Source organism: Flammeovirga yaeyamensis (assembly GCF_018736045.1).
Lineage (GTDB): Bacteria > Bacteroidota > Bacteroidia > Cytophagales > Flammeovirgaceae > Flammeovirga > Flammeovirga yaeyamensis.
Genome location: NZ_CP076132.1, coordinates 4,040,372 through 4,054,400, shown reverse-complemented (window position 1 = coordinate 4,054,400; position 14,029 = coordinate 4,040,372). Strand labels below are relative to the sequence as shown.

Annotated in this window: 11 protein-coding genes and 1 riboswitch; all 11 genes read left to right on the top strand. The window is 34.7% G+C overall.

What is annotated here, in order from left to right; genetic code table 11:
- Positions 1-117: 117 nt before the first annotated feature.
- A riboswitch (SAM riboswitch) is annotated at positions 118-227 on the bottom strand.
- Between the two features lie 308 nt (positions 228-535).
- The 11 genes from KMW28_RS15995 to bglX all read left to right on the top strand — a co-directional run bounded on the left by KMW28_RS15995 (position 536) and on the right by bglX (position 13,955).
- Positions 536-2,989: an outer membrane beta-barrel protein gene (locus KMW28_RS15995; RefSeq protein WP_169662697.1), complete on the top strand. Its 2,454-nt coding sequence runs from the start codon at positions 536-538 to the stop codon at positions 2,987-2,989.
- A gap of 13 nt (positions 2,990-3,002) precedes the next feature.
- Positions 3,003-3,680: a response regulator transcription factor gene (locus KMW28_RS15990; RefSeq protein WP_066204682.1), complete on the top strand. Its 678-nt coding sequence runs from the start codon at positions 3,003-3,005 to the stop codon at positions 3,678-3,680.
- 3 nt (positions 3,681-3,683) lie between these two features.
- On the top strand, positions 3,684-4,961 hold the full coding sequence (locus KMW28_RS15985) for a sensor histidine kinase (RefSeq protein WP_066204685.1): 1,278 nt from the start codon (positions 3,684-3,686) through the stop codon (positions 4,959-4,961).
- A 285-nt stretch (positions 4,962-5,246) separates the two neighbouring features.
- Positions 5,247-5,756: a hypothetical protein gene (locus tag KMW28_RS15980; RefSeq protein WP_169662696.1), complete on the top strand. Its 510-nt coding sequence runs from the start codon at positions 5,247-5,249 to the stop codon at positions 5,754-5,756.
- A gap of 32 nt (positions 5,757-5,788) precedes the next feature.
- Positions 5,789-6,712: a helix-turn-helix domain-containing protein gene (locus KMW28_RS15975; protein ID WP_169662695.1), complete on the top strand. Its 924-nt coding sequence runs from the start codon at positions 5,789-5,791 to the stop codon at positions 6,710-6,712.
- Positions 6,713-6,829: 117 nt separating this feature from the next.
- Entirely contained in the window at positions 6,830-7,240 is a 411-nt protein-coding gene (locus tag KMW28_RS15970) for a hypothetical protein (protein WP_169662694.1), read from the top strand.
- A gap of 464 nt (positions 7,241-7,704) precedes the next feature.
- The gene (locus KMW28_RS15965) at positions 7,705-8,622 is read left to right on the top strand and encodes a hypothetical protein (RefSeq protein WP_169662693.1); all 918 of its coding nucleotides are present in this window, start codon (positions 7,705-7,707) and stop codon (positions 8,620-8,622) included.
- A gap of 108 nt (positions 8,623-8,730) precedes the next feature.
- Positions 8,731-9,249 (top strand): YcxB family protein, encoded by a 519-nt coding sequence (locus KMW28_RS15960; protein WP_169662692.1) that lies wholly within the window; start codon positions 8,731-8,733, stop codon positions 9,247-9,249.
- A 13-nt stretch (positions 9,250-9,262) separates the two neighbouring features.
- The gene (locus KMW28_RS15955) at positions 9,263-9,868 is read left to right on the top strand and encodes a hypothetical protein (protein ID WP_169662691.1); all 606 of its coding nucleotides are present in this window, start codon (positions 9,263-9,265) and stop codon (positions 9,866-9,868) included.
- Positions 9,869-9,987: 119 nt separating this feature from the next.
- Positions 9,988-11,439 (top strand): M20 family peptidase, encoded by a 1,452-nt coding sequence (locus KMW28_RS15950; protein ID WP_169662690.1) that lies wholly within the window; start codon positions 9,988-9,990, stop codon positions 11,437-11,439.
- A 242-nt stretch (positions 11,440-11,681) separates the two neighbouring features.
- On the top strand, positions 11,682-13,955 hold the full coding sequence (bglX, locus tag KMW28_RS15945) for a beta-glucosidase BglX (RefSeq protein ID WP_169662689.1): 2,274 nt from the start codon (positions 11,682-11,684) through the stop codon (positions 13,953-13,955).
- Positions 13,956-14,029: the final 74 nt, after the last annotated feature.

Sequence of the window (14,029 nt, the reverse complement as noted above, 5' to 3'; positions counted from 1 at the left end):
GAAATAATATGCTGTTTTAAACTTCTAAAAAACACTCAGCCCAAATTTTGGTTCATCCGTGAACTTATCAGTATAGACAGTATTGCAATGCAATGAATATGAAATTTTATGGAGTTAAACTCATCTTTTCACGAACACCTTCGTGGTGGGAGTTGGCACCTTGCTTTGAGGAGCGCAGGTTGCCAAGACTTCATAGGGCCCAATCCCTCTGCCTTTCTTGATAAGATTGCAATTGCAAATATAGAAATGTAATAAAGTAGTACAAAAGTCTTTGAAGTTTTTTTATCAAATAAGTCTATAACAAATTGAATTTATAAAAAGAGGAACTACAGATTTCGTTCAGAATTGTAAAAATGAAATCTGATTTTTCTATAAACAAATACAAGTGTTTGGGGTTTTTATCAAAAAAGTAGGTATTGGAATGTGAAGAAAATCAGTGATTTAAGAATAAAAGATCATCAACTCTATATCTCTTCAGATTTCAAACAGATTTGCCTACTACTTTTGAAGCAGATTTAATATTTACTGTAAACTCATGTTTAAAAGAACTTCTCAATTATTCACATTTTTGACTTTCATTTTCCTTTCAACGGTTTTCGCTAACAACAACCCTATTAAGAAAGGAGTCATTATCGGTTCTGTATCCGAGGACGGAACAAATGTACCGGTAGAATATGCTACTGTAAGTGTATTTACTAAAGATACGCACACCCTTGTAGGTGGAACCGTAACTACCGAAGGAGGTAAGTTTGTCGTAAAGAACTTGTCTGAGGGGACGTATATGGTAGAAGTAACTTTTATCGGATTCCAAAAAAGCATTCTAGAAAATGTAGTGATCGATAAATCGAATTACTCTAAAGATATCGGTAATGTAGTACTCACTACAGATGCTGAAGTACTTGAAGCTGTGGAAGTTGTTGGAACCCAAAATACGGTGACCTATGACATTGATAAAAAGGTAGTCAATGTAGGCTCACAATTTTCGGCTTTGTCAGGTACTGCGGTGGATGTACTACAAAATGTACCTTCTATTAATGTGGACGGAGATGGTAATGTGAGTTTAAGGGGTAGTTCTGGTTTTACCGTACTTATTGATGGTCGCCCATCTGTATTGGATGCATCAGAAGCTTTACAACAAATTCCAGCCTCAACTATCGAAAATATTGAATTAATAACTAACCCATCTGCTAAATACGACCCTGATGGAACAGCAGGCATTATCAATATCATTACTAAGAAAAATAAATTAGAAGGCGTAAGTGGCGTAGCCAACGTAAATGTTGGTCGTTATGGCCGATTAGGTGGAGATTTCCTGTTAAACTTTAGAAAGAAAAAATGGAGCTACTATGTAGGTGCCAATTACAATAAAAGACCTGGTCCGGGTACCCTAAAATCGGAACGTATTACTCAATCTGGAGATACAACTTCTTACATTATTTCAGATGGAGAAAGGGAGCGTACTTTCGAGGTAATGGGACTTCAAGGTGGCGTTGAGTACTCTATTTCTGATAATGATTTTATCAAGTTATCTGGTAAAGCAGGTGATTTTAAAATGTATGGTGGAATGGATGCCGATTTCTATGAATATAAAAACATAGGTGGTTCCAATAATCCAATTGATGAAAATCGATATATCTCAAGTGAACAATGGGAAAGAGGAGGCTTGTATTACAGCGTTAACTTGGCCTATCAACATAAATTTAATAAGAAAGGTCATGTACTTGATGCCATGGTAGATTATGGTGGAAGAGACATGACAGAGTCTTCGAAAAACGAATTATTACCTAAAAACCCTGATGGTTCTGTTGTAGAAATACCATCATCGGGACAGCGTTCTTCTGAAGTAGGACCTGGAGGTAGATTAAGAGCTAAATTAGATTATACTTTACCTATCGGTGCAACTGATAAAATCGAAGCCGGATGGCAAACACGTTGGAATGCAGCAGAAGATATTAACGAAGTGTATCAATTAGACCCTACAACAGGCGACTATATTTTCCAACAAGATTTTAGTTACACCACAAACTACACACAGACGATACACTCCTTATATGGTATCTATTCCGGCAAGCTCGGGAAATTAGGTTACCAAGGTGGTGTTAGAGCTGAATACACAGGGAGAAATGTTTCAGTGGTAGGGCAGGAGCAAGACTATCCGGTCGATCAATGGAACATTTTCCCTACAGTTCACTTATCGTATAGTTTGCCGAAAGACAACCAATTGATGTTGAGCTATTCAAGAAGAATCGAAAGACCTAGAGGTTGGTATTTGGAACCTTTCGTGACATGGCAAGATGCTTTTAACGTAAGACAAGGTAACCCGAACTTATTACCTGAAAACATCGATTCTTTCGATTTTGGATACTTATGGAATCTTGGTGAGAAAGCAACAGTTAATTTTGATGCTTATTACAGAATGACCCACGATAAAGTGGAAAGAGTTCAGAAAGTATGGTCGGAAGGAGTGATCTTACATACCTACGAAAACGTAGGATCTGATTATGCTTTAGGATTAGAAACGTCTGTAAATCTTTCTCCATTTAAATGGTGGACCATGGATATTATGGGTAGCTTATTTGATTATAAAGTAGAAGGACAGTTAGAAGGTCAAGATTTTAGTAGACAAAGTATTAACTGGAGTAGCCGTTTTAATAATACATTTAGATTATCGAAATCTACTCAGCTTCAAATTAATAATAGATATACAGGCCCAACTGTAACTGCACAAGGTAGAAACGAAGGTTTCTTTGTGATGCAAGCAGCTGTGAAACACTCTATGTTGAAGAAGAAGTTAACGCTTACAGCTTCTATGAATGATGTTTTTGGAACAGCCATCAGACAATCTTATTCTGAAGGTATTGGTTTTAGAAACATGCAAGAAGACTTTAGGTATGCTCAATATCTAACTGTAACTTTAACCTACCGTCTGAACAACTTCAAACCTTCTCGAAGAGGACAAGGTGGAGGAGGCGGAATGGAAGACTTCTAAAACTTGATATTGAATGAAATTATTGTTGATAGAGGATAACCCTCATTTAACAGAAGATATACTAAAAGGACTGAGCGATCAGGCAATGACAGTAGAAACTGTCGGCTTGGTGGCAGATGCAAAAGACAAAATATCGGTCTATGAATACGATATTATTGTCGTCGATCTCGGTTTACCCGATGGTAACGGTTTAGAGATCGTGAAATATATTAAAGAAATTAACCCAAACACTGGTGTACTTATCGTTACCGCTAGAAATAGCATCGACGATAAGGTCACCGGGTTGGATTTAGGGGCGGATGATTACATCACTAAGCCCTTTCATATGGCAGAGTTAATTGCAAGAGTACGTTCACTTTTCAGAAGGAAAAAACTAAAAGGAAGTACGGTTTTAGAACATGGTGTGATTAAAATTGATATTACCTCATCCACTGTAAAAATTAACGATCTTGTATTAGAACTGACGAAAAAGGAATACGATTTACTGCTCTATTTCTTCTACAACAAAAATAAAATGTTGACAAAAGAAAGTATTGCAGAACACTTGTGGGGAGATCATATTGATCAAGCTGATAATTTTGATTTTATTTATACTCATATCAAAAACCTTAGAAAGAAACTTCAGAAAGAAGGAGCTGGAGAGTACATTAAATCGGTGTACGGTATGGGGTATAAATTTGTGGAGGCTTAATTTATGAACAAGAAACAGACTTTCAATTTATTATCTAGAGTTACATTATTCTATTTGATCTTCACTTTTGTAGTCTTCTATTTCAATGCGAAATTTTTGACTAGAGAAGCGGATGAGTTTATCGACTCAGATCTAAATAGAAGATTTGGATGGTTGGAAAGCAGGGTGCAATATCACTTAGATAAAGGAACTCCTGCCGATTCTCTTGTTGGTAATAGTATCAAAAAAGTAGAGAAGGTTTCTAAGCGTTGTAAAAAAACAGAATATCCGATAGTAGAAGATGTTACCATCTATCATTCAGATATTGAGAGAAATTTAATTCACAGACGTAAAATCATTCTTATAGAATCAAAAGGACAACTCTACAGGGTGGAAATGGACAAGGAAGTACAAAATTACTATTACTTCCGAGACGATATTTTCGATTACCTTATTCCTTCATTTGTTGTCTTAATTATCATTACTGTAGCTTTTAATGTGCTATTGCAGGGCTACTTTCTACGACCTTTTCGACGCATTTTAGAGCAGATGCAACTATTTAAAGTGGGGAAATCAGAAGATATCCAAGAGGTGGAGACCATGACGAAAGAATTTGTTGAAATGCAGAATCTTTTCCTTAAGATGGTCAAACGTATCGATGCGGATTACAATCACCTTAAAGAATATACAGAAGATGTAGCCCACGAATTACAAACTCCATTATCGATTATCAGAAACAAAGCAGAAGGATTGTTATTTTCTGAGAAGTTAGAAGAACAAGACGCAAAAGTGGTAAAAACAATCTATGATGAAGCCAATCATTTATCGAGATTAGGAACCACACTAAATCTGATTACTAAAATTGATAATAGAGAATTTACGGATATCAAAGAGTTGAAGACGGCTCCGGAAATTGATAAACAAACGGAGGCAGTTGAAGAATTAGCACAATTGAAATCCTTAACTATTGAAAAGGAATTACATCAAGAGCATTCATTAAATATCGACCCTTATTTATTTGATATCGTATTGAAGAACCTTTTGAAAAATGCCATTCGATATGGGACATCAGAAGGACCGATTAAAATAAAGACGACCGAAAATACCCTGGAAATGAGTAATTATGGAAAGCCATTATCTTTTGGTAAAGATCAGTTATTCAAACGCTTTGTTAAAGGAGCTGATAACGATCAGTCTTTAGGATTGGGATTGGCTTTAGTGGCTAAGATTTGTGCTGTCAGTAAATTGGAAATTGACTACAAATACGAGAGACACCAACACATTTTTATATTAAAAGGGTGAAATTTACAATTATTTTATTAGGTTTACGCATCAAAAAATAATTTTGATACTAAACCAACAAAAAAGGTATTTATTACCAATTCAGATTATCCAACTTTCATTGAGAACGCCACTATTCTTTAGTGGCGTTTTTCTTTTGTCAGAAAGTGTACACCTTCTACCAAAATGTGTTCGTGATCCCCTCTGTTTTTTATAGATATTTGTAATTAGGGAGATAGCTATACATCGAAGTATTGCTGAATCCCTTGAAAATCTTATATTTATAGAAATCAAAAACTACACAATATGGATATTATTAAGACATCAACAGATTGGGCAAAAGCGGAGGTATTTTCATCTTCTTTCTTTATGCTTTCGGGAGGATTGTTTCTTTTAGCAAGTGTTGCATTCTGGTATCTTGGAAAAACAGAAATGGCCAAGGCTTATGTCACACCAAGTATTGTTGTTGGAGTATTGTTGTTTATTATCGGGGCAGGGATATTTTACGCCAATAAAACGAGAACTACTTCTTTTGTAGAAGACTATAATAAAGACGCAGCAGCCTTTGTTCAATCGGAGATTGTACGTATTGATAAATCGATGGGAGAATATAAAACAGCAGTGTTTAGAGTCATTCCTGTAATTATAGCTGTGGCTAGTATGTTGATTATCTTTATGGATAAACCTGTTTGGCGTGCAAGTAGTATTACAGTTATAGGGATGATGTTTGTAATTATGATGATTGATAGCAATGCCAATCAAAGATTAGTTACTTATAAAGAGAAGTTGTTGGAAGTAGCTAATCAGAATAAATAATCTGATATACATAGATAGAGTAGTAAATCAAAATGAAAGAAATAAACTTTAAATCGATTACAGAGTTTACGGAGGCTCAGAATTTACCAGAGCCGGAGAATCCTCTATTTACTATTGGTCAGAAAACATTAAATGATCAAGAGATTGAAGACTGCGTTTCTTCTAATAAAGAGTTTAGTTATACCAATCAGTTTTACTTGATTAGCCTGAAAAGAATTGTATCGGGCGAGATCCTTTATGGACGAACGAAGTACGATTGTAGTAAGGGCACCTTATTATTTTCAGCACCTAATCAAACGTATAAGGTCAAGGATATTGTAGTCAGTTCAGAATCTTGGTTTTTAGCCTTTCATGAAGATTTTATTCGAGGGGAGGATATTCAAAAACTCATCAAAAAATATAATTACTTCAATTATAACGTCAATGAAGCTCTACACCTTTCCCCTAAGGAAGAAGCGACTATAAAATCGATTTTCAAAAACATAGAAACGGAATATCAGAATAACCAAGATGAGTTTAGTAAAGATATTATCCTTACTCATTTGGAGGCTTTATTGAAATATGCTGACCGTTTTTACAAGCGTCAGTTTTTAAACCGTAAGGATATTAATAAGGCCTTATTTACAAGGTTTAAAGAGATGCTGAACGAGTATTTTGAAAACGATCGATTTGAACAAGAAGGGATGCCGTCTATGGAGTGGCTTGCTGCTCAGTTGGGCGTAAGTCATCGTTACATGCGTGATACCATTAAAGCAGAAACAGGTAGAACGGCTATCGATCAGATCAATTTATTTGTGATTGAAGAAGCAAAAAATCTGTTATTGGCCCCCAAAGCATCAGTTTCAGCAACGGCTTATAAATTAGGGTTTGAATATCCGCAGTACTTTTCTAGAATGTTTAAGAAGAAGACAGGGATTACGCCTAAGGAATATATAGAATCAGTTTCTATGAACTAGAAAAATCCTCCATGAGAATGGGGGATTTTTTATTTTGTAATATTGAATTATATTAACGTCGGAATTCTAAGCGAATAGGATTCTGTTTTGTATATATCAGATAATTATCAAATTAAAATGACAGAACAAGAAATTTTTTTAAGAGGTGTATGGAAAATGATTCCAGATGAGGAAAAGACAGATTGGGTAGAACAAATTGCTGAGTACAAGTTAGACAAAACGGAACCTTTAGGTGATTATGGTTCACTTATAAAGAGTATGTTGGATAAAGGTGTTACTGCTTCTGAAATTGCAAGACTTTGTAAGATTATAGGATATGAATCTGTATTTTCTGTGCTTTATCATTTAGAAGATCCTACTGCATCATTTGAGGACTTTGATGAGTCGGAGGAAACACTTCATTGGGGACTTTATAGCATAGATCCAGAAACAGAAAAGCCTAAAGAAGGAATATGGAGTTTACATGAATACTTTTTATCAATGGATCCATCCGGAAGAGAAATGCGTCCTAAAGATAATGATGAATAATCTTTGAGAATCCGTTATCTTAAATGAGGTTTTTTTATTCTGTAAAATGATTTAGATTATTTATCATCAATATTGATTCAATAATTAATTTTAGAATTGAAGAAAGTATATTTTTTACTACTAGGTATTTTATTTTTTGTAGGAAGTTTAATCTATGATATCATTTTTATAGGCATACCTTTTCAGGATCCAACTATAGAAATGTTAGAAAATAGGCAGTTTCATTATCAAGTTAAAGATTTAATAATGTACTCTGGGTGCATATTTTCAATAACATTTATAGTATTAAAAGTATTTAGAAAATGAATTAATAATTTAATTTTCAAAAATATATACTTAACTTCCAACACAATCTATTAATATCGAATATAGCAAACGGACATCTTTCTTTACTAAGTAAACTACATTCGACTTTTAGAGCAATTATTGAACTTTTTTAATCTATAACCATAAACTGATTACAGATGGATAATCTCAATGTGTATCAACCCTCAGGCAAATTTTCGCCTTTTTCTTTTATTTTCTTTCTACTAGTAGCAGTCACCGCTTTACCGATTTTAGGATTGGTATATGCCTATTGTATCTGGTACATTCCTTTTATTTACATCAATTTCATTATTGCATTAGCATTTGGCTTCATCACTGGACTTGCCATTAATATTTTTGTGATAGGAAAGGGTAAGGTGAGAAATGTAAATATCGCTAGACTTTTTGGTTTAGCAGGAGCATTGGTTGCAATGTACTTTCATTGGTCTGTATGGGTCGATTTAGTGATTAATGCTGGTGAACAAATTGGTACTGGTAAATATGGTATTACTGTTAGTAACATCAGTATTTTTCAAGTATTTTCTTTAGCTATTGACCCCTCTACTTTATTTATGATCATTGAAGAGATTCAAAAAGTAGGAACTTGGGGACTAAAAGGAAATACTGTTAGCGGTCCATTCCTATATGTTATTTGGGGAGTTGAAGCCCTGCTGATTATTGTTCCTGCAGTGATAGTAACAACGGCGAAGTCAAGAATGCCATATTGCGAAATGAGCGATACTTGGTTTAAAGAAATACAATTACCAGAGTTTAATATTGTAGCTGATATTAATGCTATAATTGAGAATATTTCTAATAATCAAGATGAATTTATTAATGATCTAACTTTTGTAGAAAATACAGAACAACATCATATGGTGATCACTTTGTTTACTTCAGAATATAGTGATAACTATTTAACTATAGAAAAAAAGATAGCTAGTTTGGATAAAGACAATAAAGTGAAGTTAGATACTACAACCATAGTTGAATATCTTCATGTAGATAAAAAACTGGTTACTCAACTTTTAAGCCATAAGCCTGTTACAGTTAATTTAGGTGAACAAAGTAGTTAATCAATTATAATAATTAAAAGACCACATGTGTTATTGAATGCATGTGGTTTTTTGTGATTATAATAAATATTACTTTGTGATAGTTAAATTAAAGTTTAATTGTTTTATATGACCATCGAATACAAACAAACCAAAGAGCATTTAATCGAATACAACAAGTATGTACTGTCGAACAATAAAAAATATAAGCGAAATATCTTTTTTATAAGAGCCGTTATCGCTATCATCATCTTTGCGGTATTTAATAATTTAGTCAAAGATGTTCCCCTTTTCGAACCTTATGATACTTACATTCCTTTTGTGATGGCAGGTGTCGTTTTATTCATCACCTCATTATCTGATCAAAGTAAATTGATTGTGAAGAATATGTTGAAGGCAAATCCTCAATTGATTGGAGAGAGAAAAGTTGAGGTTTTGGAAAATGAACTCACTATAGAAGATGATAAAGGAAAAACTGTATACCCTTTCGAAAGCTTTACCCAAAAGGTAGAAACAACAAATCTGCTTCTTTTATTTCTGAGTGAATCTGTGGCTATTGTGATTCCTAAAGAGGTGTTTGGGAGTGATGAGGAGAAAGAGGAATTATTAAATAGAATAGATGATCATAAAACATACGATAAAAACTAAAACAACATAACCAATGCCTCGCCTTCTCCTTATACTATTACTCACATTTATTTCCTGTTCTGAATCTAAAGATCAGGATCAGGATATAATTAAAATCTATGAATCTGACTTAGTAGAATATCGGAGACTACATTGTTCAATATTTATTACATTGGAGGGTCTGAAAAAACACTTTGATAATGTTTTGGTTGGTAAAATCAAGGAAATATCAGATAAGGGTAATTATCAAATAATTACTTTGGAAATAGAGGAACCTATAAAAGCAAGTCAAGATTATTCAGTTATTCAATTAATTGATTTAAAATACGGCAGAAATCCATTTGATATAGGGGAAAAGTATATTTATTGGGGAGATCAAATTACATCAGTAGTCAATGAAAGTCCTGTGATTGAGGGGGAAAGACCTGATGAAGAGAAAGATGAATGGGGAATGAATATACCCTCTTCTTTCAGAGGTGCACCTACCCTTATTTATCAAGGAAGAGTTAATTTTAAATATCGTTTGACTAAATCAAATTCTGAAGAAATTAAACATTTAGTGAATGATAATTCCTGTTTCTTAATTTATGGAAATATTCTTCCTACCAACGATCTATTAGCACAAAAACTATTACAATAAATTAAGAATCAAGTTCGTACAACGAATTAAATACTCCGAATAGAAGTCATTTATCATTTATTCGATTATCTTAGTAAAAGCAAATTCTTCATCAAAACTTTAAACTATTACTTCATCACATGAAAAGGCTTCTCGGAATTATATTAGGTACGCTGACTATTGGTGTAGGCTATTTAACTTATAATTATGTCACATTTGATTCTAAACAGCAGGATCAACCTAAAATAGATGCCAAAACTTCTCATGAAGATGCGGTCACCCACCTTTCAGAAGCTATTCAAATTCAAACCATCTCTTATGATGATCACATTGATACTACTGAGTTTATCAAATTCTTGGATTATGTGAAAGTGACTTATCCCAAGACCTTTGAGAATACACACCAACAATTATTGGGTGGTTTGAGCATGTTGTTTACTTGGAAAGGAAGTGATACAAGTCTTCAGCCCATCATTTTGATGTCGCATTATGATGTTGTGCCTGTCCCTGAGGGGAATCTTCCAAAATGGAAACAGCCACCTTTTGAAGGAAAAATAGTGGATGGATATATTTGGGGTAGAGGAGCAATTGATGATAAAGTTGGGGTAATAGGAATTTTAGAAGCGATTGAGGAAATGATCAAGAAGGGATATCAACCGAAAAGGACGATCTACCTTTCTTTTGGTCATGATGAAGAAGTAATGGGAACTAACGGAGCAAAGCAAATTGCACACTTCTTGAAACAAAAAGGGGTAAAAGCGGAGTTTGTATTGGATGAAGGTGGTTACTTGACGGAGGGATTAGTCCCTGGAATGGAAAAAAGTGTTGCACTTATTGGTACCACAGAGAAAGGGTTCGTTACTCTTGAGTTATCTACGGAAATTGAGGGAGGGCATGCCTCTATGCCAAAGAAAGAAACGGCAATAGATGTGATCAGTAAAGCATTGGTGAAAGTTCACGATAATCCTTTTCCATCGCATATCTCTAAGCCATTAAACGATTTTATAGAACATGTTGGACCTGAAATGCCTTTTGCACTAAAGACGGTATTTGCGAACTCCAACTTAATGGAACCTGTTTTGATGGCGGTATATGAAAAAGGGCCATCATCAAATGCTTTGGTGAGAACAACAGTAGCCCCAACAATTGTGGAGGCAGGGATAAAGAGTAATGTTTTACCGACCCAAGCCAGAGCAGTATTGAACATCAGAATCATTCCTGGAGAATCTGTAGAATCTGTTGTCGCTAAAATCACCAATACTGTAAACGATAAAAGGATAAAAATTAAGATACTTGATCGTTCAGAACCACCTGCTGTTTCTGATCCAAATCACCCAGCCTATAAATTATTAGATAGATCGATACGAGAAGTATTCGGAGATGTAGTGGTATCTCCCTATATCATGATTGCAGCATCAGATTCTCGTTATTTTACCTCAGTTTCTGAGAACGTATTGCGATTTTGTCCATTTACATTGAATAAAGAGAATATTAAATCTTTCCATGGTATCAATGAGAAGATAGGAGTCGAAGAGTTTAAAAATAGTATTCGCTTCTACGAACAAGTCATTCGAAATGCAGATGAGATGTGATGTTTTTAGGAAGTAAATGATAATATTTAATCTTATCATCACTTATAATTAAGAAGCTGTGAAATGATTGTAAGTACTTGGTAGGTAATGAGTTGAAATGAATTTTAGAGATGATAATATTTTGATGTATATCGATATTATTCATCTCTTTTTGTTTGTGTGATATTTACACAAGTCAAACGCAATGATCTGATCATCTAATTTAAGATGAGTAGTGGAAATATCATATAAATAAATTTACAATGCGACTACTATCAATTAAAGTAATACTTTATAGCTTAAGTATTTTTCTTCTTGGGTGTCAAAATAAATCATCAAATACAGCTTGGAAAAGTTATAGTGGTGATGCATCAATAGAAGCTAAAGTAGATTCACTTTTGTCATTAATGACCATCGAAGAGAAGATTGGTCAGCTGACACAATTCTCTGGACAGGGTACAGTTACCGGACCTCAAATTAACGATGACTTTAAGGAGTACATGGATAAGGGTCAGGTAGGAAGTATGTTCAATGTTGTTGGAGCAAAAGGCTTAAGACAACTTCAGGAACATGCACTAAAACATTCACGTTTAAAGATTCCTATTCTTTTTGCAGCGGATGTGATCCACGGTTTTAAAACAACATTCCCAATGCCTTTAGCCGAATCGTGTAGTTGGGATTTGGAGTTGATGGAAAAGAGTGCTCGTATTTCAGCAATAGAAGCTACTGCAGCAGGTTTATGTTGGACTTTTGCACCTATGATCGATATTTCGAGAGATCCAAGATGGGGCAGAGTGATGGAAAGTGCAGGAGAAGATGTGTATTTCACCAACCTAGTAGCAGCAGCAAAAGTAAAAGGTTATCAAGGAATTTCGTCTTATAAAGACTTCTCAGATCCTCATACGATGTTGGCTTGTGCTAAACACTTTGTAGGGTACGGTGCAGGTTTAGCTGGTAGAGACTATCACTCTGTAGACATGTCGGATAGAACGCTTCGTGAAACGTATTTACCTCCTTTCAAATCAGCAGTAGATAATGGAGTGGCTACATTCATGACTTCATTCAATACATTAAACGGAGTACCTGCAACTGGAAACAAATATATCTTTAAAGACATTCTTAGAGACGAGTGGAACTTTAAAGGAGGTGTAGTAACAGATTACACAGCAATCAACGAATTGGTGCCTCACGGTTATGCTCAAGACTTGAAAGAAGCGGCAAACAAAGCATTAAACGCTGGTATTGATATGGATATGAATGGAGCTGCTTTCATTCAACATTTGAAGACTTTATTGGACGAAGGTAAAGTAACGGAAGAGCAAATTAACGTAGCAGCATCAAGAATGCTAGAGCTTAAGTTTTTACTTGGACTATTTGATGATCCTTTCAAATACTTAGACGAAAAAAGAGAGAAAGAAAATACAATGAAGCCAGAGTTCTTGGCAGAGGCACTTAAAAATGCTGAACGTTCGATCGTCTTGCTTAAAAACGAAAAAGTACTCCCGTTAGCATCAACTACTTCTAAGCGTGTTGCTTTAATCGGACCAATGATTAAAGAAAGAAGAAGTTTAAATGGTGAATGGGCGATTCAAGGTGACCGTCGTTTATCGACAACTGTGTACGAAGGACTGACAGAAAAATATAAAAATGCCAAGTTTACATATGCTCAAGGTGCGACCTTAACAGGTGATGTTGACCGTAAGGAAATAAACAAAGCAGTAGCAGTGGCTAAAAATAGCGACTTAGTAATTATGGCATTGGGCGAGGATTTTAACTGGTCTGGAGAAGCAGCTAGCCGTACGGACATTCAAATTCCATTGGCTCAAAAAGAATTACTAAGAGCAGTAAAGAAAACAGGAAAGAAGATCGTCTTGGTATTGTTAAACGGTAGACCATTGGATTTATCGTGGGAAGACGAAAATGTTGATGCCATTGTAGAGGCATGGTACCCTGGTATTAAAGCTGGAGACGCTATTGCCAATATCTTATCAGGCGATTATAACCCGTCGGCGAAGTTAACCATGACTTTCCCAAGAAATGTAGGTCAGATTCCAATTTATTATAACACACTAAATACAGGTAGACCTCACGATCATTCAGATCCAAAAGATTATACATCATTCTATTTAGACGTTCCGAATTCGCCGCTTTATCCTTTCGGATATGGTTTGAGCTATTCAACATTTAAATACCACGATGCAAAACTTTCGAACACTACTTTATCTGCAAATGGTAAAGTAACGGCAAGCATAAAAGTTACCAACGAAAGTGATGTTGATGGTGAAGAGATTGTTCAATTATACATTCAAGATGTAGCAGCTTCTGTTGCACAACCAATTAAATCGTTAAAAGGGTTTGAAAAGTTATCGATTCAAAAAGGGCAAACTATTGATGTTCAATTTGAGATTACTCCAGAGATGTTGGCTATCCTAGACATTGACATGAATAAAGTCACTGAAGAAGGTAAATTCAATATTTGGATTGCTCCTCATGCAGAATACGATGGCAACTTGATGCAATTAAATTATACTGAATAATATTTAGTTCATTAGGTAGTAAATAAATTAAATTCTCGAACTGAGTAGCGAAATATTTCGCTGCTTAGTTTTTT